We start from the raw sequence: 20,350 nt of genomic DNA on the forward strand, positions 1-20,350 counted from the left end.
CCGCTGACCGGCTGCCGGCTGCCCCGCCTGTGCTTTACGGCGGCAGCGTCAACCCCGGCAACGCGGCCGAACTTATCGGCCAGCCGCATATTGATGGCCTGTTCATCGGCCGCTCGGCGTGGCAAGCGGAAGGCTATATCGACATTCTGAGAAAGGCGTCGGCCGCCATCGCGCGCTAACCGCGCGAGCAATTCCGGGAAAGTGTGAAGCGGTTTTCCGTCCGGAATTGCGTCAAATCAAAGAGACAGAGACAAAAGCAAAGGAGTTCATCATCATGAAGATCGCACTCGGAGCCGACAGCGCCGGCAAGCCGCTGCTCGATGTCATCGCCAAGCATCTCGCCACCAAGCCGGAGTTGCAGGTCGTCGACCTGAGCCAGGCCGGCTTCTACGCCGATATCGCCGCCTCGGTCGGCCACGAAATTCTCGACGGCAACTACGACCGGGCCATCCTGTTTTGTGGCACCGGCATCGGCGTCAGCATCTCTGCCAACAAGGTGCCGGGCATTCGCGCCGCGTTGACCCACGATACCTATTCCGCGGAGCGCGCCGCCAAGTCCAACAACGCCCAGATCATCACCATGGGCGCCCGCGTCATCGGTCCCGAACTGGCGAAATCGATCGCCGACGCATGGCTTGCCTCCGAGTTTGATCCGAATGGCCCATCTGCCGCGAACGTGCAGGCCGTCGACAAGCTCGACGCCAAGCGCTGAAAGACGCGGCAAGTCCGCTGATGATCAGTCGGTCAAGGCGGTCCGCATCGCCTCGATCACGGTGACGGCGGACGCAGCGCCCGGATCCATATGGCCAAGCGAACGTTCGCCGAGGCGTGATGCCCGGCCCTTGGTGGCCACCATCGCTTTGGTCGCTTCCGCGCCTGTCTCTGCCGCCTGGGCGGCGGCCTTGAGACTGGCGGCCAGATCCTTGCCTGAGGCCAGCGCTTCGCCCGCCGCTTGCCCCGCCGGCGCCCATGCATCGATCATCGTCTTTTCGCCAAGCTCTGCCTTGCCGCGATCCTGAATGCCCTTGGCCATGGCCTGGAACAGGGCGACCACATCCGCGTCGTCGAGCGCCGTCTTGCCCTTGACGGCTGCCGCGGCGCGCATGAGCGCGGTCGCATAGAGCGGACCGGAGGAGGCGCCGACCGCATTCAGGAACGACTTTGCCGCCGTGTTCAGCAAGGTGGTCGGATCGGTCGCCGCGGTGTCCAGTCCGGCCACCGCATCGCGCGCAGCGGAAAATCCAAGCTCCATCGCGATGCCGTGGTCGGCGTCACCGATAACCCCGTCAAGCGCGCACAGCCTGTCCCTGTCTGCTGACATGGAGTTTGCGATCGCCGCGAACATCGTGACAAGGCGGGCAGTATCGATTGTCGTCATGTCTTAGTCCTTGCCACAGAGTGGGTTTAGCCGGCGCGAAACATGGCGCAGTCGCAGGGGTGGTCCAGCATCGTCTGCAACTCGCCGTCCAGCCGATGCAGCGTGATCGAGGCCCCGGCCATTTCGAGCGAGGTGCAGTAATTGCCGACCCAGCTTGCGTGGATGGACACACCGATCTCATCAAGCCTCTGCTTCACGCGCAGGTTCATGATGTAGAGTTCCATCAGCGGCGTTGAGCCCAGCGAATTGACGAGCACCGCGACCTTGTCGCCGCGCGCCGGCGCCATCTCGTCGAGGATCCTGTCCAGCATCTCGTCGGTGATCTCATCGGCTGTTTTCAACTTTTCGCGTGCGATGCCGGGCTCGCCGTGGATGCCCATGCCGATCTCCATCTCGTCCGGCCCGATCTCGAAATTTGGCCGGCGGGTCTGCGGCAGCGAACAGGGCGACAGCGCCACGCCCATGGTGAAGGTGTGGTCGTTGGCCTTGCCGGCGATGCGCTCGCATTCGTCGAACGACAACATCCGGTCGCAGGCGGCGCCGGCCGCCTTGAAGATGAAGAAATTGCCGGCGACGCCGCGCCTCTTGTGCCGCTGGTCGCGCGGTGCCGAGGCGACGTCGTCGGTGCTCAGCACCGTGCGCACCTCGATGTCGTCCATCGCCGCCATCTCGGCCGCCATGTCGAAATTCATCACGTCGCCGGCATAATTGCCGTACATGAACAGCACGCCGGCGCCGCCGCTGACCGCCTTGGCGCATTCGAGGATCGGGTCCGGCGGCGGCGAGGCAAAGACATTGCCGATGGCCGCAGCGTCAGCCAAGCCCTTGCCGACAAAGCCGAGAAAGCTCGGCTCGTGGCCCGAGCCGCCGCCGATGACCAGGCCCACCTTGCCCTGGCGCGGCCCGTCGCGGGCGACGATGGAGCGTGGACTGCCGTCCACGCTTTTGAGATGGCGGGGATGCGCTGCCAGGATGCCTTCCAGCATCTCGTCGACGGCGCGGTTGCCATCGTTGATGATCTTCTTGGTCTGCACCCGGCATCCTCCCGACTTCGGCATTTTCGCAGATAATACCGGGTGTTACCGGGATTTCCACCCGGCAAGGCGTATTTCGCGCGCTGAGATGTTCCCACGGCCAACACCTGGACGCAGGCGCTGGCTGTTTCAACCGCCGAGGCCGTCGCGGATGGCTGAGAAATAGCGATCGGTCCCGACCTGGCCGCCCTTGAGCGCGACCTCCAGTCCGTCGATCGCCTTGACGCGCGAGTGGGCAACGCAAAGCGGGGAACCCGGCGAAGCGGGCAGCGGCATGCGAATTGTCAGGGCATCGACGCCCGTCTCGCCGAGTGCGTGGCTCGACGTGTCGCCGCCTGCAATGACCACGCGACGCAGGCTCTGTTCCACCGTCAGGTTGCGAAGGATTTCTCCGAGGCCGCGGCCAAGCCTGTGGCGGGCGCCTTCCTCCCGGTCGATTTCGGCGCCCCTGTCGGCAGTGGGGCCAAGCGCGGTGTAGAGGATGACGCTGCGCCCGGCTTGCAGACTGGCACGGCCGCTTGCCGTTGCGCGCGTGATCGCCTGCTGCGAGGCCTCCGAAACCAGTTCGACCGGATCGACCTCGATGCCGTCGAAACCGTCGGTCAGGGCATGCCGGATCTGTCGTTCGGTGGTCGGCGAGCAACTGCCCGACACGACGGCTATCCGCTCGGCAGCGCCCGGCGGTGTGAAGCCTGGCCCAGCGCTGACGACGCCATTCGACGTCCATTCGGCCAGCAGCGCATATTCGACACCGGACGAGCCGACGACAAAAGAACCGCCGGGCTTGCGAACGCGCCACAGTTCCTTGCCGGCCAAAACCTGCGTCTCCAGACTGTCGACATCGACAAGCACGATGGCGGTGCCGTTTCCGGTCAGGCGATCGAACGCCGCCGACCGCGATGCCGACTGCAGCGTCGCAAGATCGACCAGCCCGGAGCTCAGCGCCGTCTGCCGCGACAGATGGATCAGCAGATCGGACTCATCCATTGGCGTCGTCGGGTGACGGCTCATCACCGGGTGGCGATCAATGCGGAAATATTGGTCGCGATAGGCCGCGAACAGATGGCCGAAAGCGGTATAGCGCTTGAGCTGCGGCGCGCCGACCAGCAGCGGCACGCTATCCTGCGCGAACACCGAGCGGCCGACCTCGATGGCTCGGCCGATGCTGCCGATCGTCGGGCTGGAATCGAAGGTCGAGCAGACCTTGTAGTGGCAAATCTCGGCGTTAAGCGTCTTCAGCCAGGCGAAGGCATCGCGCAGATGCGTGTCCATCCATTGCGGCGTCTCACTGCGGCTGGTGCCGGCCAGCCCTATCGCCCGGCAATGGCCAAACCGGGACAGCAGGGCCGCGTCCGGCTGGCGCATGAACAGCACGGTCGGCACGCCACCGAGCTCGAGCGCCTCCATGACATCGGTCGAGCCGGTCAGGTCGTCGCCATAATAGCTGAGAAGCAGGTCCTGCATCGTCTCAGGCTGCCTTGCCGTCGCCGAATTTTTCGATCGACCGCGCCAGTTCGGGATGGTTCAAGGCGAAGTCGGCCAGCGGAATGCCGTCGACCGCCGATTGCCAGGCTTGCTGCACGGCACGTACGCCGGCGCCCGGTCCGTCCGGATGGCTGACGATGCCGCCGCCGCAGAGATAGAGAAGATCCACGGTCCGGCCGGTTCGTGCATATGTCTCGGGCGCCTGACCGCCCCACTGGCCGGAACCTGCCACCGGTAATGCGCAGTCCCCAGCCGAAAAGATCGGCGTCGTCACCGCCTTGAAGGATTCGACGAAAGAGTCATCCGGTTCCCAGTATTTCGAGGCGATGCCGTTGATCTGGAACTGGTCGACGCCGAGCAGTCGCCAGAATTGCTGCCAGACCTTGAAGTCCATGCCGAGGCCGGGGTGACGGGTGAGGATGTCCCAGCCGTTGCGATGAGCATGCAGCACCAGGCCGGAGCGTTTTCTCAGGAATGCCATGCCGCCAAAGCCGATCGAATTGATGTTGATAACAGCACAATTGCCGCCGGCCTTCGCCACCAGATCGTGGTTGCGCATCATCTCGTCGGGATCGGCGTGCGAAATGCCGAAGGCATACATCACCTTCTTGCCGGTCTTCTGCTCGTGATCGAGGATCAGCGGCATGATTGCCTTCACCCGTTCCGACAGGGGCGAATAGGCCGGGCTCATCAGCTTCTCGTCATCCTTGATGAAGTCGACGCCGGCGGCGATCAGTTCCGCCACCATTGCCGCCGTCTCGTGCGGCCGCAATCCTAGCGCCGGCTTGACGATCGTGCCGATGATCGGGCGGTCAGTCACATTGGTCAGCCGGCGGCTGCCGGCGACACCGAACTGTGGGCCGGGATGTGCCCCGCGATACTCCTCCGGCAATTTCATGTCGACGACGCGAATCCCGGTAAGGCCCTTGATCGAATAGGTGCCGCCGATGGCAATCGTCATCAGCGCCGAAAGGTCGGTGCCGATGGCATCGAACGGAAAGGCGATGTCGACATCGGCGCGCCTGAACGGCCCCTTACCGTCATTGGGAAGCGACGGCCGCTCGGCATCGGGCAGAGGCCGAATCGCCAGCACACGTGCCGCCACCCGGGCCTTCAGTTCCTCGGTCTCGCCGGGCAGCGCTACGAAGGTGCCGGTCGACTGATCGCTGGCGATCTTGGCCGCCAGCGCTTCGATGCTTCCAGGCGTTTCGATGCGGTAGGTGAGGGTGATCATGGTCCGCTGTCTCAAGCCGAGGCGTTCGAAAAAGGTTCACTGGTGTTTCGAATCTGGTATAATGAGTACATAAGTATTGCAAGTCATATCCGGCAGCGGGATCGACAGACGGCAATTCCGGGAATTGTGGCGGCAGTGTTAGATAGGGCCGGGTCAAGGGAGTGATTCGCGGCGATGAACCGTTCGGAACCGATTGTCCGGCGCAAGCTTTCCGATGAGGTCTTCTTGCGGCTGAAGCGCCTGATCACCAGCGGCGAGCTGATGCCAGGCGACGACATGCCCTCGGAGCGCGAGCTGATGGAGCGCTTCGAGGTCGGCCGCCCCGCGATCCGCGAGGCGATGCAGGCGCTGAGCAATATGGGGCTGGTTGCGATCTCGCATGGCGAACGCGCCAAGGTGCTGCAACTCACCGCCAAGTCGATCATCAAGCAGGTCGACGGCGCCGCCAAGATCATCCTGTCGTCATCGAAAGACACGCTGGAGCACCTGAAGACCGCGCGCATCTTCTTCGAGCGTGGCATGGTCAGGGAAGCCGCCGAAAAGGCCACCGCCGAGGATGTGCTGCGGCTGCGGGCCACCGTTGCCGAACAGCGCGGCTTTCGCGGCGATTCCGAAGCCTTCATCTCCGCCGACATGAAGTTCCATACACAGATCGCCGCGATCTCCGGCAACCCGATCTATGTCGCCGTCAGCGAGGCGATGCTCGGCTGGCTGAAGGAATACCACACCGAAATGCTGATCTGGACCGGCAAGGAAAAGTTCACGCTCACCGAGCACGAAGAGATCATCGGCCGCATCGAGAAGAAGGATGCCGATGGCGCCGAGAAGGCGATGATCAAGCATCTCGAACGCTCGCGCGCGCTCTATGTGATGAACTCCGAAAAATAACGTCAGTCGATCCGGACGATCTCGTAAGGCGTCATCACGAGATGGCCTCGGCCAAAAGCTGAAATGTCGACTTGCACGTCGTCCGCCGTCAGGTTCGCCAGCCACACGACAGTGTCGCCCGAGGCCGAGCGTCCAGCCAGCGCCAGCACCTTGGTCTCATCGCTCGTCCCTGCGGCCACATGCGCAAGGCCGGCCAGTTCGCAAAGCCCCTTGATGGCTCTGAAGAGCGGCCGGGGCGATCCTTCCGCGACGGGTTCTCCGGATGACGCCAGCACGCCGAACGGTCCGGTGAAGCTGGAGAGCGTGAGCTGTTCCAGCCCAGCGGCTGCGACGCGCGCGGCATAGCCGACCGTCCAAGCCGCCGCGAACTGGCCGGCATGGCGCGGATCGCTGTCGGCCATGGCAATGCGCTGTCCCCCGGGATTGGGTTTGGTCGCTCCGCCATAAGGGTTCTGGCGCATGGCAATCGTCGACGGTCCGATCCGGTAGGGCTTTGCCCCGAAGATAGCCCGTGCCGATTGGGTGATGAAAGGCAGCGCCTCCAGCGACTGCATGACGCTGAGATCGTCGGCGGCGTGCACGATCGGGCAGGTGCAATGGGTGACGAAATCGAGCTGGTCTGCCGGAACGCGCTTGCGGTTGAGTTCGGTGAAATAGCTGAACATGCCGCCGCCGAGGCGGATATCGGGGAATGCCCGCCGCGCTGCGGCATAAATGTCGTCGAGCGGCGGGCATTCCGGCCACGCGCTGCCCGGCGGTGTCGACTGCCGGTCGACCGACGGCGACACGGCAATGGCCGAGAGTTTTAGCCCGGCCCGGCGAACCAGGTCGGCGACGCCGGACAACTCGGCGTCAAGATCACCAGCGCAGGCAACGACGCATTCGAGGGTGGTTTCGGCTGCGTAGGCAGTTGCGAGCCGGGCGAAAGCGCGCAAGGCATCGAGCCCGTGGCCGCGCGTCGGATCGTGGTGAAACAGCAGCTGTTGTGGGCCGAGTGCCGCCAGCGTGGAGAGGTTCGCCAGCGCCGTCTCGACATCCTCGGGATAGATGACCACGCCGACATCGGGCAGCCTTGCTCCCGCCTCGCCGAGTTCGACCCTGACCGGTTCGCTGGCCACTGCGGCAGCCGGCGCTTTGCCTTCACCTGCGATGCGCAGGCTGATCGTCTGGCTCAGGGGCTGGCCGGCAGGCAGCACATACGGCCACGGCAGCACCAGCGGCCGCACATAGGTCTTGTAGGAGGCGTCCGACCAGTTGCGCTGGTCCTCCATTTCGAAAGTATCGCCTTCCATCCGGCACTCAGCGATGACACCAGGCCGAACCTGATGGGAGATGGCGCGGATATCCTTGAAAGGCTGCCAGGGGTCGATCAGCTGGGGAAGTTTCGTCGCCACCACGCTGCCGTCTGTGTGCTCGACCATGACCGGGCTACCGGCGAGGTCGGCGATCGGGTGCAGGATACAGAAGCCGCAGCGGTTGGTTTCGAAATCGTTTTCGGGAAGGGCGCTGACGTCGAAGACCAGACGGCCGTCGGCAGAGCCTTTGATGGTGGCGCGGAAGCCGAGCCGGTTTCCATCGGGGGCCAGGCAGCTTGCCGAATAGCTGACCGAAAAAGCGTCGGCACCCTGCTCGATCACCAGGTCCGTCAAATTTGGCTCATAGGTGCCCCAGTCGCGGTCACGCACGATATAGGCGATGGCGCGCAGCACTTCGGTGCCGCCATGGCGGATGGTGCGCAGATTGCCGTTGACGAAGTCGGCGCTGAGCGAGCCTGCGCTGAGCCTGACCGGCTCGGCCTCGACCACGCGCGTGCCGTAGAGCAGGAAAGTGCCGGCGGTCATTTCGGCAAGGCGTCGAGTTGCACCGGTTGCCGGCTCGCGGCCCCAGCATAGGCGGCCTCGACCAGCGCGAATGTCCTAAGATTGTCGGCGCCCGAGGTCGCCGGCTCGGTCCCCTTTGCCAGGCAGTCGACCCAGTGCTGCTGGATGGCTACGACGCTTTCCTGGATGTTGTGCCAGGGCCGCGACGCCCAGGCCAGCAGCGGCGGCGAGACGTCGGTGACGGCCGTGCCGCTCTTGCCGGTGACGGTCAGCCGGTATCCCTGCGCCAGCCGGATCGTGCCGTCGCTGCCATCGATCTCGATCAGCGTTTCGGGAAACGGCTCGGTGGCGAGCTTGGTCGCGTAGCTGCAGTCGACCACGGAGGTTGCGCCGCTCTTGTGGTCCATCAGCATGGTCGCCACATCCTCGCCCGCAATGGCGGGATTGATGCGGGCGATTCGTGTCGTGATGGTCGAGACGTCGCCGAGCAGGAAACGGGCGATATCGAGGATATGGATACCGAGGTCCTCGATGATGAAGCGCTTTCCCGTCGCCAGATAGGGCTGACCGGAAAACACGTCATAGGCCGAGCGGAAGGAGATACGCCCGAAGAAGGGCGTGCCGATCTCGCCGCTATCGAGCACGGTCCGCACCGCCTGGATAGGTGACTGCCAGCGAAAATTCTCATGCACCATCAGCGGAACGCCGGCTTCCGCGCATGCCTTGACCATCGCCTTTGCGTCGGCAAGCGTCGGCGCGAACGGCTTTTGGCAGATCACCGGAACGCGGTGGGCGGCCGCCATTTCGACAAGCGGACGATGGCTGGGCGCGGTGGTGGCGATATCGACGAAGTCCAGGCTTTCGCCGGCAAATAGTTCCGCCGCATCGGTATAGCGCTTCGCAATGCCGAACTGGTCACCGACGATCCGCAACCGTTCCGGGTCACGGTCGCAGATGGCGATGATCGAGGCGCCCGCTATGTCGCGCCAGGCATGCATCTGGTTGACGGCAAAGAAGCCGCAGCCGATCAGCGCTCCCCGCAGTTCCGCCATGCTCAGCCTGCCTTTGCCATCTGCATCAAGGTGACACGTTGCTGAAGCCGGCGCTGTGCCTGGTCGACGACGACGGCGACGATGATGACGAGGCCCTTGATCACCATCTGCCAGAACGAACTCACGCCCATCATCACCAACCCGTCCGAAAGAATGCCGATGACGAAGGCGCCGACGATGGTGCCGCCGATCGTGCCGCGGCCGCCCGACATCGAGGTGCCGCCGAGCACTGCCGCCGCAATGGCGTTGAGCTCGAAGCTTTCGCCCGTCGCCGGATGCGAGGCCATCAGCTCGGACGAGATGATCAGGCCGACGATCGCCGCGCAGAAACCGGAGAACATATAGACGAACATCTTGACCATGTTGACCCGGACGCCCGAAATCCGCGACGCCCGTTCATTGCCGCCGACGGCGAAGATATGGCGACCGAGTGGCGTGTACTTGGCGAGATAGGCGGCTCCCAGTGCAACGACGATGAGGATCCAGATCGCCACCGGCAGGCCAAGCAGCCGACCGGCCCCGAGGAAGCCGAAGCCGGTGGTGCCAAGCTCCGGCTTGCCGACGAGGTTGGGAAAGGTGCGGCCATCCGACGACAGCAGCGCCAGGCCGCGCGCGACATAGAGCACGCCGAGCGTGGCGATGAACGGCGCGACGTTTAGCCTGGTGATCAGCAAGCCGTTGACGGCGCCGATCAATATGCCGACGGCAAGCGTGATCAGCGCGATCTCAAAGACGTTGAAATAGATGGTGTAGCCGATCTGCAGGTCGATGCCGTTGAGCACGAGATACCCGGCCACCATACCGCACAGGCCGACGATCGAACCGACCGAAAGGTCGATGCCGCCGGTGATAATGACGAAGGTCATGCCCATCGCCAGGAACGCATTCAGCGCCACGTGCTTCGACATCAGGATCAGATTGGCGGTCGACAGGAAATTAGGCGCCGCGATCGAAAAGAAGATCAAGACGGCGATGAGCGCGATGAAGGTTCTCGCCTTCATCAGCGTCAGCAGCAGCGAGCCGCTCGAGACGGAGGGGACAGCCGCCTTGGCCGGGATGTCAGTCATGGGCGGTTTTCTCCGTGTGCGGGGTCGGCCCGTGGCCAAGTGCCGAGGCGGAGACAAGGGCTGCCTCCGTCGCCTCGGAGCGATCGAACATGCCCGTCAGTTTTCCGTTGCTCATCACCGCAATGCGGTCTGACAGCGCCATCACCTCATCGAGATCCGAGGTGGCGAAGAGAATGCCCAATCCATCGCGCGACAGTTTGCGCATGGTGCGGAAGACGTCGGCCTTGGCGCCGACATCGATGCCTCGGCTGGGCTCGTCCATCAGCAGCACCTTGGGCCCGGTGAGCAGCGCCTTGCCGATCACCACCTTCTGCTGGTTGCCGCCCGACAGCGACGACACCTCTTGCGCCGGGTCGGCGACCCTGATCGCCAACTCCCGCACCACCTGCGTCACCGCCTGCCTTTCGTCAGCGCCACGGATGTGGAACAGGCGGGCAAAGCGCGACAGGCTGGCCAGCGTCAAATTGCTGGCGACCGAAAGGATCGAGACAAGCCCTTCGCGCTGGCGATCCTCGGGGATCAGCGCCAGCCCGCGCCGGATGCGCCGCGTCGTATCGCGCTCCTTGACCTTTCTACCGCCAATGAAGATGTCGCCGGTCGAATGGCCGTGGCGGCCCATGATGCAGTCGAACAGTTCGCTGCGCCCGGCGCCCATCAAGCCGTATATGCCGAGGATCTCGCCGGCACGCAGCGACAACGACACATGGTCGACGGCAAGTCCGCCGGTGGCACGAGGCAGGCAGATCTCCTCGGCACGAAAAATCTCTTCGCCCGGAAGATGGCCGTCGGCCTTGGCGAAGTCCTTGGCGTCGGAGCCGATCATCTGGCGAACGATCCACTGCGTGTCGACGTTCTTCATCTCTTCCTGGCCGGTGATGCGGCCGTCACGCAGCACGGTGATGTAGTCGCCGATGCGGATCAGCTCTTCGAGCCGGTGCGAAATGTAGACGATCGCCACGCCGCGCGCCTTGAGGTCGGCGATCACCTTGAACAGGATCTCGACTTCCGCAGCACTCAGCGCCGAGGTCGGCTCGTCCATGATCAGGATGCGTGCATCGAGCGAAACCGCCTTGGCGATCTCGACCAGCTGCTGCTGGCCGATGCGCAGATCCTCGACCAGCATGTCGGGCCGGATGCCGGCCTGTAGGCGTTCCAGAAATTCCGCAGCGCGGTTTTCCTGTTGCGCGTGGTCGATTTTGCCGAAGCGGTTGGTGATTTCTCGGGTGGCGAAAATATTCTCGGCGACGCTCATATTGCCGAACAGGTTCAGCTCCTGGAACACCATGCCGATGCCACGGTTCACCGCGTCACCGGATGACGAGAAGGAAACCTCTTCGCCTTCCAGCAGGATGCGGCCGGCGGTCGGCCGTTCGACACCGGCGATGATCTTCATCAGCGTCGACTTGCCGGCGCCGTTCTCGCCGACCAGCACGTTGACCGCGCCCTTGCGCACCTCGAAATTGGCGCGCTTGACCGCAACGGTGCCGGAATAGACCTTGGAGACGTCCTCGAGCTTCAGAATGATTTCGCGCTCCGCGATCGCGCTCATGGCTTCGGCCCGATCTCTGCCTCCGCCGGCGTCACCAGCGGCAGGTCCTGGCCGCTCCCCAGCGTATAGGCGCCGAGCACCTTGGCACTGCGGCCTTCCAGCGCCTCGCGCGGCAGCTTGGAAAGCACCGTCTTGTCGGCATAAGCGTTGAAAGCCTTGCCGAACTGGGCGAAGTCGATCTGGTTGGTGAAGTCGTTGAACTGGATGAAGTCCAGGCTGTCGCGCAGCGCGGTACCGCGCACCGCCGGTCCGATCTGCACCCGTGCATCGGCTTTGCCGTCGCCGTCGACATCGACGTCGACCGTTGCCGCACGCGACTGTGTGTTGGCCGCGATAATCTTGCCTTCCAGCCGAACCGCGAAAGTCCAAGGCGAATTCGCCTGCTTGTTCGGATTGCCGTATTTGGCGCCGGCAGCCGCTGGGTCGGTTGTCGCCAGTGTGTGAACCTGCGCAAACGGTCCGGCTTTCTGCTGGAGATAGGGCACGACCTTTGCCGCCCATATCTCTTCGACCATCTTGTCTGGATTGAAGGTGGCAGCGTTGTTGCCGTCGTCCGATTTCGTCGGCAGGATCTTGCAGGCGGTCAGGCTGATGCCGACCATCACGGTAAGGATCGGCCAGTTCGGCTTGGTGTTCAGCATGGCGGCCTGTCGTTCAGCATCGTGGGCGGCCCACGGAAAATGGCGGCGAGGGGCGATCCTGGGTTCGCCCCTCGCTATTCAAATCACGCTGGCTCAGTTCGTCAGCGCGAAGGTCTCCAGCTTGGCGGCATTGTCGCCATTGACCAGAACGCAGTCCATCAATTGCTTTTCCTTGGCCGGCGACTTCTTGTTCTTGATGAAGTCGTTGGCCTGCTCGACCGCCATCTGCGCCTGCGCGAAGGCGGGCTGCAGCACCGTTGCCTTGATGCCGCCCGAGGTGATGGAGTCGCGAACATCGTTCGATCCGTCGAAGCCGACGACGATGACATCCTTGCGGTTCGCCGCGGCAAGTGCCGCATAGGCGCCCATCGCCATCGTATCGTTGCCGGAGATCACGCCCTTGATGTCGGGGTTGGCCTGCAGGATCGATTCCATCTTGGAATAGGCTTCCGTCTGGCTCCAGTTGGCCGACTGCTGGGCGACCATCTTCAGGTCCGGATAGTCGTCGATGACGTCGTGATAACCCTTGGAACGAATGCCGGCATTGGTGTCGGATTCCTTGCCGACCAGCTCGACGAAATTGCCCTTCTCGCCCATCAGCTTGACGAATTCCTGCGCGCCGAGCTGGGCGCCCTGGTAGTTATTGGAGACGATCTGCGCGACGGCGACGCCGGTGGCGTTGATCTCGCGGTCGATCAGGAAGGACGGAATGCCTGCGTCCTTGGCCTTCTGTACCGCGGCGACGGTGGCGTCGGCGCCGGCATTGTCGAGGATGATCGCCTTGGCGCCGCGGCCGATCGCGGTGTCGATCAGCTCGGACTGCTTGTTGGCGTCGTCGTCATGGACCAGCACCAGCGCCTCGTAGCCGAGTTCCTTGGCCTTGGCTTCGGCGCCGACGGCTTCCGCCTTGAAGAACGGATTGTCGTGCGAGGGCGTGATGATGGCAATGAGATCCGCCGCATAGGCGGGCACGGCCGTGCCAAGCGCCAGCATGCCGGCGAAAGCCGCAAGCGTCATTCTGCGTGTAAGTTTCATGAAGTCCTCCCGTTTGAAAAATTGCCTTGGTTACCGAAAGCATCTGTCGGCATCCGAATTCGTCAGGCGGCGCGGGCGGCGGATCGCTTCGGGGCTAAAGAGCCGTTTGCCGGCTTCCCTCCACGGATCGTTGCTCCCCAGCCATCCTCCACTCGCCCACCGTACTCCTGCCAAAACCCTGTCGATCCGAGCCATGAACAGCTAAGCCAACTGGTATGATGAGTCAACCACGAATTCAGGTGATATGTACCTGATGAGCTACGATGCCGAGCGTCGGCAACGGTACGGCGACGTCGCGGCGGCAGCGCCTCTCCTCTTCAGGTGATACGCTGAATGCTGGCGGCGATCTCTTCCGGCTCGAACACGCGCTTCCAGTCGTCCCGCATCAGCACCGGCTTGCCGAACTCGATCGCCTTGTTGCAGGCATCCGAGAAAACGCCCTTGGTCTCGCCGAAAATGACGGCGCCCAGCACGTTCATATGGCCGAGCAGGAAGTCGAGCGCCGCCTGCTGGTCGACGCCGCGTGCCACGACCTCGTCGACGGCTTCCTTCATGACCACCAGCAGCGAGGCGCACACCGTCTCCGAAAGCCCGGGTTCCAGCAGCGCCATCTGTTCGACGCTGACGCGGTGCGAACGCATGACCGGCGCCCAGATGATCTTCGCGATCGCCTCGCCCTTGGCGTAATCCTCTTCCGGCCCCTGCATCAAGGCGCTGACCATATGCTGCTTGGCCTTGACGCCGCCGAAATAGTCCTTCTTTGCCGCCATATCTGTTTCGTCGTTGAAGATCGGCGGATGGCAGGGGTGGGTGACGAAATAGGTGAGGTCCGGTCGATTCGGCAGGTGGCCGGCGAAGGGTGCCGCCGCGTCGAGCACCACCACCATGGTGCCCGGCGCCAGCTTGCTCTCGATGCTGGTCGCCACCTTGCCGATATGCGTGTCGGGAACGGCCAGGATCACCACATCGGCGCCCTTGAGCGCTTCGTCGGCGCTGACAGTATCGAAACCCAGCCCGGTCTTCAGCCGTTCGCGGCCGGCATCGCTGACCTCGACATGGCGTATTGTGTAGGGCGACCCGCGAAAATTGGTCGACAGGCGGTAGCCCATTTTCCCACCGGCACCGAACAGCGCAATCGTTGTCATTTGGTCACTACTCCTGATCTCAGCGGACGGTATCGCCCGTCGTCAACTGATCAACTGGTATAATCACGCTACCACATTTTGGCAATCCGATAATGACAATGAGGATGCGGGTCATGTGCTTCGCCGCGTCATCGGCTGCCGCCCTCGCAAGCTCAAGCACGAGAACCATGGATGACGCGCTCGGGATATGATCTCTAGATCACCAGAAGAAGCCCGCGCTTGCCCGCTGAGTGCGCATGAGCGCTGCTCTGCCATCCCCAGAAATAGGAGGCATGTGATAGGGGTCGGAGGTCGGGCCGGGCGCTACTTCAAAAGATCGACCAGCATGTCGAAAGCCGCATCGATATCGCCGCGAACCGCCGCCTGAACTGCCTGCTCGTCCCGGTCGCGCAGGGCCGCAAACATCTGTTGATGGTATGTGTTCGCGGTCGAGTAGGATCCATGCAGCATATTGAAATAGGGGCTGATCTGCAGCCATAGATCCTTGATGATCTTGAGCAGGGTTTCGGATCCCGCTGCTCGGTAGATTGCGAAGTGGAAGGTATAATTCGCCCTGAGATAGGCCTTTACGTCGTCCGCGCCATTCGCGCGTTCCAGTGAGTCCAGATCGCGCGCGAAAATCGCAAGATCCGCATCACTGCGGTTCTGTGAGGCCCAGCCGGCGGCGATGGCCTCTATCTCAAAACGTACATTTCGCAAATCGGTGAGCCGCTCGCGGCTGAGCGCCGGAATACCAATGGAGCGCCCGGATACTACCGTCAGCGCGTTGGCTGCCGTCAGGCGCCGCAGCGCTTCCCTGACCGGCATCGGACTGACGCCAAAGGCGTCGGCGAGGCTCTGAACCGTGACCATCTCGCCCGGCACGATGCTGCCGTCGAGAATCAGTTCGGTGACCTGGTTGTAGACCCGGTCCTGCAGAGTTTCCTTGGACAGTGGAATGATCTCGACACCAGGCTTCCTGAACGCCGATCCAGCCATCTCCGGTCAACCTTCCCGCCCATGGGCGACACTATTGCTTGTGCCGGAATGCAAGGTTCGTGGTGCCACGTCAAGCGGCCGACATAGCCCGTTTTGATATAAACGATTTCATCATTGATATTTGATCAAATCATGATACGGTCGCTGGCATCGAATGACAAGGGTTTACGTTTTGTGCCCTTGGGAGGCATTTGGTCGTTCTGTTTGGGAGGAGTTCCACATGGGTATCGGATCGAAAGTCCGGCGGCTCGCGCTGCTGGCCGGCATGGCTGCGTGCGCCTTCGGCCTGTCCGCCGCGCAGGCCGCCGAGAAGCACAAGATCTTTCTCAGCATGAGCTACATCGGCAATGATTGGCAGGCGGAGGCGGCCAATATGGTCAAGGCCATGGCCGCTCATAAGAGCCTGGCCGACAAGGTCGACCTGCAGGTCCAGGTCGCTGGCCCCAACGCGCAACGCCAGATTCAGCAGATCAACGCAATGGTGCAAAGCGGCGCCGAAGCCATTGTCGTGTATCCGATCTCGCCGACCGCGCTCAACCAGGTCGTCAAGAATGCCTGCGACAAGGGCGTGAAGGTCTTTGCGTACGACGCCGAGATCACCGAGCCTTGTGCCTACAACGTCCACATAGACCAGCTGGAAGCGGGCAGGGTGACCGCCGAATGGCTGGTCAAGAAGCTCAATGGCAAGGGCAACATCATCGCCATCACGGGCGTCCCGGGAACATCCGTTGACGATCAGCGGACAAAGGCCGCCAAGGAAGTCTTCGCCAAGTATCCTGATATCAAGATCGTCGGCGAGGCTGTCGGCATGTGGAGCCAGGCGGTCGCCCGCACCGAACTTTCGAAAATCCTGGCCACCCGCAATTGGGACGACATCAACGGACTGTGGATGCAGGTCGGCTGCTTCACCGCCAACTCGATGCAGCTCGAGGCTGGCAAGAAGACCAGCGAACTCCTGCCTTGCGCCGGCGAAGGTTCCAATGGCGGCCGCATCCAGATGCTGCCGGAGGGCACCGAAGTCGAAGGTGCCGCTCCTCCTTATGCACCGGCGGGCGCACAACGCATTTCCTATGCCTCGCCGCCTTATTCGGGTGCGCTGGCGCTGAAGCTTGCCGTCGAGGCGATCGAAGGCAAGGACGTGCCGAAGACCACCATCCTGCCGCTGCCGGTCGTTACCAATGAGACGATCAAGCTGTGCGACGAAGGCACATGGGCGGAGATGAAGGCCGGCTGCAACGCCTTCAAGCCGTCGCTGGTCTCCAATCCGGGCTGGTTTGCCTCGATCTTCTCGGACCAGACACCCGAGGTCGGCCTTAATGCTGCCCTCGTCGGACAACCGGAGAACTAAGCCTCCCAAGGCCCGTGTGACGATGCACGGACAACTGTCCGTGCGTCGTCAATCCATGCCAAGCCGGCGATCGAGGACAATGACAGAACACTCCGAGCTCCCCGCCGTCGAGATCGACGGCATCAGCAAGGCGTTCGGCCCGACCGTCGCGCTGGACGGCGTGTCGTTTGCGATCGCGCCCGGCAGCGTCCATGCCCTGCTCGGTGAAAACGGAGCCGGCAAGTCGACACTGGTGAAGCTGCTGTCCGGGCTGGTCCGGCCGAGCCAAGGCCATGTCCGTGTCTTCGGCAAGGAGATCGCTTACGGCGCACCGCGCGCAGCACATGCGCTCGGCATGCAGACAGCATTCCAGGAGATGACCCTGGTGCGCGATCTCTCCGTGCTCGACAACATGCTGCTGCCTTACGCCCCCGTCGGCATCTCCGGCCTGATCCGCCGCGGTGCCGCCCGCAAGGCCGTCCGCCGCCATATCGAAGATCTCGGTTTTTCCGTCGATCTCGATGCCGAGGTGAGCGAGCTCGAGCTTTCGGTGCGCCAGAAGATCGAGATCGCGCGCGCCGTCTACCGCAAGCCGCGCATCCTTTTGCTCGACGAACCGACCTCGACGCTCGCCGGACGCGACGTCGACTGGCTGGGCGACATCATCGCCAGGCTGAAGACGGCGGGTACCACCATCGTCTTCATCACCCACCGCATGCGCGAGGTCCGCGCTTTTTGCGACACGCTGACGATCCTGAGAAACGGCCGCCACATCGTCACCGCGCCGGTCGCCGATGTCTCGGATGCCGACGTCATCGAAAAGATCATCGGCCGCAGCATCGAGCAGACCTTTCCGCCCAAGCCGGACAGCGCCCAGGCCTTCGGTCCGCCGGTTCTGGGCGTGCGCGACCTCAAGGTCGGACGCAAGCTCGACGGCGCCGGCTTCGATCTGCGCAAGGGCGAAATCCTCGGCGTCGCCGGGTTGCAAGGCATGGGCCAGCAGGACCTGTTCCTGGCCTGCTTTGGCATGGCCGAGATCGAGCGCGGCCACATCCTCGTCGACGGCCGCAAGGTCTGGCTCGGTTCGCCGGCCGATGCCTTGCGCCCCAACATGGCCATCGGCCTGGTGCCGGAAGACCGCAAATCCGAAGGCCTGTTCCTGAAATTGTCGGGCAGCCAGAACGCCACGCTGCCGGTGATATCGCGCTTCACACGGCTAGGCCTTGTCGACGCGCAAGCCGAGACCCGCTCCGTCGAGGCGGCATTCGCCACTGTCGAGGTCGACCGCCGCGCGCTGTGGACGCGGGCCGGTGCGTTTTCCGGCGGCAACCAGCAGAAGATCGCCATCGCCAAGTGGCTGGTGGCGCAGAGCCGCATCCTGCTGTTGTTCGATCCCACCCGAGGCATCGACGTTGGCACCAAGCACGAGCTTTATGTGATGATGCGAAACTACGTGGCTTCGGGCGGTTCGATCCTGCTGCACTCGACGGAGATCCCCGAACTCGTTCACCAATGCGACAGGGTGCTGGTCCTCTATGACGGGCGCATCGCCGCCGAACTCGAAGGCGACGCTATCACCGAACCGGCCATCATGCGCCCGGCGCTCGGCCATGCCGGGGAAGCCGCCGCATGAGCAGCGCAGCAGCCTCATCCCCTGTTCCCGGCGGCTTCGGACTGCGCCGTGCGCTGGTGCGCAATCGCGGCGCGCTGATCGCCGCGGCCGTCCTGGCGATCCTGCTCTTCGTCGTCGACTGGATCAGCGCTGGGCCGCTGACCTATTTCGATGTGTCGTTCCTGTCGAGCGGCGGCGCCACCTCGGCGCTCGCGGCGATCGGCCAGACGATCGTGATCCTGTCGGGCGGCTTCGACCTGTCCGCCGGCGCGGTGATATCGCTGGTCAATGCCGTGCTGGCATCGAGCATGGATCCGATGGCGCCAGGCGCAAGCATCCTCCTGTGGACCACCGTCGGCATCGGCGTCGGCATGGCGGTGGGCGCCTTCAACGGCTTCTTCATCGCGGTGCTGCGCATGCAGCCGATCGTGGTGACGCTGTCCACCATGTTCATCCTGCAAGGTGTCACGCTGCTGGTGATGGACAAGCCCGGCGGCTTCGTGTCGCCCGATCTCGGCACCTTCTATCTCGGCGACGCGATCGCCGGCTGGCTGCCGATGCCGCTGGTGGTGATCGGTGTCGTCCTGCTCGCCTGGTTCTGGCTGAAGGGAACCCGCTTCGGCACAGCACTCTACGCGCTTGGCAGCGATCCGGAGTCGGCCGCTTCCGTCGGCATCAATGTCGTTCTGGTGCGCTTTGCCGTCTATGTCATCGCCGGCGGCTGCTATGGCCTTGCCGGCGTGTTCATCAGCGCCCAGACCGGCAGCGGCGATCCGCTGGTCGGCAATCCGCTGCTCTTGTCGATGTTCGCGGCGGTCGTCGTCGGCGGCACGCGCCTCGGTGGCGGGCAGGGCGGCCCGGTGGGCTCTGTCTTCGGCGCCTTTATCCTGATGATCGTGGTGAACATCCTGCTGGTGCTCAACGTATCGGCCTATTATGCGACCATCGCCGAAGGCACCATTCTGGTACTGGCGGCACTTGCCGGCTCGATCTCGCATGCATCGGTGCTTGCCGTGCAACTGCGCGCCGCGCGTGCCCGGCTCGCCGCCTGGCGCGCCGGCATATTGCCCTCGCAACTCGAGCGCGTGGACCGGCGTCTCAAGATCGCCGAGCCAGCCCATGCCCAGCGCAGTCCGGCATCGCCGCGCCCTGCCTTCCATCTGCGCAATGCGGAAACGCTGCGCTATGCGCTGCCGGCCTATGTCTGCCTGCTGCTCATCGTGCTTGTCACCCAGATCTGGCTCGGCCGCGCCATCCTCAATCCGGGCTATTGGAATTCGCTGCTGGTGCTATCCTCCTTCCTAGCCGTCCTGGCGCTCGGACAGGGAACCGTCATCCTGACCGGAGGCCTCGATCTCTCCGTGCCGTGGACGATCGGCATCTCCGGCATCATCCTGGCGGGCATGGTCAACGGCTCCGACGCCGCCCTTGTCTACGCCTTGCCGGTCGTCCTGGTGATGGCCTGCGCCATCGGCTTCGCCAATGGTTTCGGCATCGTCTATCTCGGCATCTCGCCGATCGTCATGACGCTCGCCACCAACGGCATTCTGCAAGGCTGTGCGCTGCTCTATTCGCAGGGAACGCCGGCCGGGTTTTCCTCGCCGATGCTGCGCTGGGTCATGACGGCCAAGCTCGCCGGCCTGCTGACTCCAATCGTGCTGCTGATGGTCGTCTTTGTCGTCGCAGCGGTACTCCTGCTTGGCCGCACCCCGTTCGGAAGGCGCGTCTACGGCATCGGCAACGGGCTGCGCGCGGCGCGCTTGTCGGGCATCGGCGTCGAGCGCACGCTGATCCTGGTCTACATGCTTTCGGCCGTCTGCGCGGCTGTTGTCGGCGTCATGCTGACCGGCTTTTCGGGTCAGGCGAGCCTCGGCATGGGCGACGACTATCTATTGCCGTCGATCGCCGTGGTGGTGGTCGGCGGCGCGCTGATCACCGGCGGGCGCGGCCACTATCTCGGCATGCTCGGCGGCGTGTTGTTGCTGACGGCACTGCAGATGCTGCTCGCCGGCACCACGCTTCCCTATGCCACGAGGGCAATTCTTTACGGACTGGTCGTTCTGGGCGCCGTCATGGCGCTGCGCGAACGGCGGCTGCAATGAGAA

At 63.6% G+C, this 20,350-nt stretch carries 18 protein-coding genes; 6 read left to right on the plus strand and 12 right to left on the minus strand.

The window, feature by feature from the left end:
• Together EOC83_RS28405 and EOC83_RS28410 are read left to right on the plus strand one after the other, a co-directional pair.
• On the plus strand, positions 1–179 hold a 179-nt coding region (locus EOC83_RS28405; RefSeq protein ID WP_206516557.1), incomplete at its 5' end, for a triose-phosphate isomerase.
• A 95-nt stretch (positions 180–274) separates the two neighbouring features.
• Positions 275–712, plus strand: a complete 438-nt coding sequence (locus EOC83_RS28410) for an RpiB/LacA/LacB family sugar-phosphate isomerase (protein ID WP_024502451.1) — start codon at positions 275–277, stop codon at positions 710–712.
• A 24-nt stretch (positions 713–736) separates the two neighbouring features.
• Here EOC83_RS28410 and dhaL read toward each other — a convergent pair whose 3' ends face one another.
• From dhaL to oiaX, 4 genes are all read right to left on the minus strand, one after another.
• Positions 737–1,378 carry a dihydroxyacetone kinase subunit DhaL gene (gene dhaL, locus EOC83_RS28415; RefSeq protein WP_027163948.1) on the minus strand — a complete coding sequence of 214 codons (642 nt, stop codon included), beginning with the start codon at positions 1,376–1,378 and terminating at the stop codon, positions 737–739.
• Positions 1,379–1,404: 26 nt separating this feature from the next.
• Positions 1,405–2,412, minus strand: coding sequence for a dihydroxyacetone kinase subunit DhaK (locus tag EOC83_RS28420; protein ID WP_063167518.1), 1,008 nt, complete (start codon positions 2,410–2,412; stop codon positions 1,405–1,407).
• 129 nt (positions 2,413–2,541) lie between these two features.
• Entirely contained in the window at positions 2,542–3,876 is a 1,335-nt protein-coding gene (locus tag EOC83_RS28425; RefSeq protein ID WP_027163946.1) for a four-carbon acid sugar kinase family protein, read from the minus strand.
• Positions 3,877–3,880: 4 nt separating this feature from the next.
• Positions 3,881–5,131 (minus strand): 3-oxo-isoapionate-4-phosphate decarboxylase OiaX, encoded by a 1,251-nt coding sequence (gene oiaX / locus EOC83_RS28430; protein WP_063167519.1) that lies wholly within the window; start codon positions 5,129–5,131, stop codon positions 3,881–3,883.
• A 174-nt stretch (positions 5,132–5,305) separates the two neighbouring features.
• On the opposite strand from oiaX, the gene EOC83_RS28435 reads away from it, so the two are divergent.
• The gene (locus EOC83_RS28435; RefSeq protein ID WP_063167520.1) at positions 5,306–6,019 is read left to right on the plus strand and encodes a transcriptional regulator NanR; all 714 of its coding nucleotides are present in this window, start codon (positions 5,306–5,308) and stop codon (positions 6,017–6,019) included.
• Positions 6,020–6,021: 2 nt separating this feature from the next.
• On the opposite strand, the gene EOC83_RS28440 is transcribed toward EOC83_RS28435, so the two are convergent.
• The 8 genes from EOC83_RS28440 to EOC83_RS28480 form a co-directional block, all read right to left on the minus strand.
• Positions 6,022–7,860 (minus strand): hypothetical protein, encoded by a 1,839-nt coding sequence (locus EOC83_RS28440; protein WP_063167521.1) that lies wholly within the window; start codon positions 7,858–7,860, stop codon positions 6,022–6,024.
• Complete coding sequence (locus EOC83_RS28445; protein ID WP_063167522.1) at positions 7,857–8,891, minus strand: Gfo/Idh/MocA family oxidoreductase; 1,035 nt, start codon at positions 8,889–8,891, stop codon at positions 7,857–7,859. The genes EOC83_RS28440 and EOC83_RS28445 overlap by 4 nt, the downstream gene beginning before the upstream one ends.
• A 2-nt stretch (positions 8,892–8,893) precedes the next feature.
• On the minus strand, positions 8,894–9,958 hold the full coding sequence (locus EOC83_RS28450) for an ABC transporter permease (protein WP_032809713.1): 1,065 nt from the start codon (positions 9,956–9,958) through the stop codon (positions 8,894–8,896).
• Positions 9,951–11,507 (minus strand): sugar ABC transporter ATP-binding protein, encoded by a 1,557-nt coding sequence (locus EOC83_RS28455; protein WP_027163942.1) that lies wholly within the window; start codon positions 11,505–11,507, stop codon positions 9,951–9,953. The genes EOC83_RS28450 and EOC83_RS28455 overlap by 8 nt, the downstream gene beginning before the upstream one ends.
• A complete protein-coding gene (locus tag EOC83_RS28460; protein WP_027163941.1) occupies positions 11,504–12,148 on the minus strand; it encodes a DUF2291 family protein in 645 nt (214 codons plus the stop codon). Before EOC83_RS28460 ends, EOC83_RS28455 begins: the two co-directional genes overlap by 4 nt.
• Positions 12,149–12,241: 93 nt before the next feature.
• Positions 12,242–13,183: a D-ribose ABC transporter substrate-binding protein gene (locus EOC83_RS28465; RefSeq protein WP_024502459.1), complete on the minus strand. Its 942-nt coding sequence runs from the start codon at positions 13,181–13,183 to the stop codon at positions 12,242–12,244.
• A 317-nt stretch (positions 13,184–13,500) separates the two neighbouring features.
• Entirely contained in the window at positions 13,501–14,328 is an 828-nt protein-coding gene (locus EOC83_RS28470; protein ID WP_063167523.1) for a phosphogluconate dehydrogenase C-terminal domain-containing protein, read from the minus strand.
• A gap of 303 nt (positions 14,329–14,631) precedes the next feature.
• A complete protein-coding gene (locus EOC83_RS28480) occupies positions 14,632–15,306 on the minus strand; it encodes a GntR family transcriptional regulator (RefSeq protein WP_013533053.1) in 675 nt (224 codons plus the stop codon).
• A 220-nt stretch (positions 15,307–15,526) separates the two neighbouring features.
• On the opposite strand from EOC83_RS28480, the gene EOC83_RS28485 reads away from it, so the two are divergent.
• The 3 genes from EOC83_RS28485 (at position 15,527) to EOC83_RS28495 (ending at position 20,347) form a co-directional block, all read left to right on the plus strand.
• Positions 15,527–16,654 carry a sugar ABC transporter substrate-binding protein gene (locus tag EOC83_RS28485; RefSeq protein WP_013533052.1) on the plus strand — a complete coding sequence of 376 codons (1,128 nt, stop codon included), beginning with the start codon at positions 15,527–15,529 and terminating at the stop codon, positions 16,652–16,654.
• Between the two features lie 79 nt (positions 16,655–16,733).
• Positions 16,734–18,266 (plus strand): sugar ABC transporter ATP-binding protein, encoded by a 1,533-nt coding sequence (locus EOC83_RS28490; protein WP_063167524.1) that lies wholly within the window; start codon positions 16,734–16,736, stop codon positions 18,264–18,266.
• A complete protein-coding gene (locus EOC83_RS28495; protein WP_063167525.1) occupies positions 18,263–20,347 on the plus strand; it encodes an ABC transporter permease in 2,085 nt (694 codons plus the stop codon). The genes EOC83_RS28490 and EOC83_RS28495 overlap by 4 nt, the downstream gene beginning before the upstream one ends.
• Positions 20,348–20,350 lie beyond the last annotated feature (3 nt).

This window comes from Mesorhizobium sp. Primo-A, from assembly GCF_003997175.1.
Taxonomy (GTDB): domain Bacteria; phylum Pseudomonadota; class Alphaproteobacteria; order Rhizobiales; family Rhizobiaceae; genus Mesorhizobium; species Mesorhizobium ciceri.

Coding starts and splice junctions, on each gene's coding strand:
- EOC83_RS28490 (WP_063167524.1), top strand. CDS start 16,734: ATGACAGAACACTCCGAGCTCCCCGCCGTCGAGATCGACGGCATCAGC.
- EOC83_RS28425 (WP_027163946.1), bottom strand. CDS start 3,876: ATGCAGGACCTGCTTCTCAGCTATTATGGCGACGACCTGACCGGCTCG.
- EOC83_RS28495 (WP_063167525.1), top strand. CDS start 18,263: ATGAGCAGCGCAGCAGCCTCATCCCCTGTTCCCGGCGGCTTCGGACTG.
- EOC83_RS28480 (WP_013533053.1), bottom strand. CDS start 15,306: ATGGCTGGATCGGCGTTCAGGAAGCCTGGTGTCGAGATCATTCCACTG.
- EOC83_RS28440 (WP_063167521.1), bottom strand. CDS start 7,860: ATGACCGCCGGCACTTTCCTGCTCTACGGCACGCGCGTGGTCGAGGCC.
- EOC83_RS28435 (WP_063167520.1), top strand. CDS start 5,306: ATGAACCGTTCGGAACCGATTGTCCGGCGCAAGCTTTCCGATGAGGTC.
- EOC83_RS28465 (WP_024502459.1), bottom strand. CDS start 13,183: ATGAAACTTACACGCAGAATGACGCTTGCGGCTTTCGCCGGCATGCTG.
- oiaX (WP_063167519.1), bottom strand. CDS start 5,131: ATGATCACCCTCACCTACCGCATCGAAACGCCTGGAAGCATCGAAGCG.
- EOC83_RS28485 (WP_013533052.1), top strand. CDS start 15,527: ATGGGTATCGGATCGAAAGTCCGGCGGCTCGCGCTGCTGGCCGGCATG.
- EOC83_RS28455 (WP_027163942.1), bottom strand. CDS start 11,507: ATGAGCGCGATCGCGGAGCGCGAAATCATTCTGAAGCTCGAGGACGTC.
- EOC83_RS28450 (WP_032809713.1), bottom strand. CDS start 9,958: ATGACTGACATCCCGGCCAAGGCGGCTGTCCCCTCCGTCTCGAGCGGC.
- dhaL (WP_027163948.1), bottom strand. CDS start 1,378: ATGACGACAATCGATACTGCCCGCCTTGTCACGATGTTCGCGGCGATC.
- EOC83_RS28460 (WP_027163941.1), bottom strand. CDS start 12,148: ATGCTGAACACCAAGCCGAACTGGCCGATCCTTACCGTGATGGTCGGC.
- EOC83_RS28470 (WP_063167523.1), bottom strand. CDS start 14,328: ATGACAACGATTGCGCTGTTCGGTGCCGGTGGGAAAATGGGCTACCGC.
- EOC83_RS28445 (WP_063167522.1), bottom strand. CDS start 8,891: ATGGCGGAACTGCGGGGAGCGCTGATCGGCTGCGGCTTCTTTGCCGTC.
- EOC83_RS28410 (WP_024502451.1), top strand. CDS start 275: ATGAAGATCGCACTCGGAGCCGACAGCGCCGGCAAGCCGCTGCTCGAT.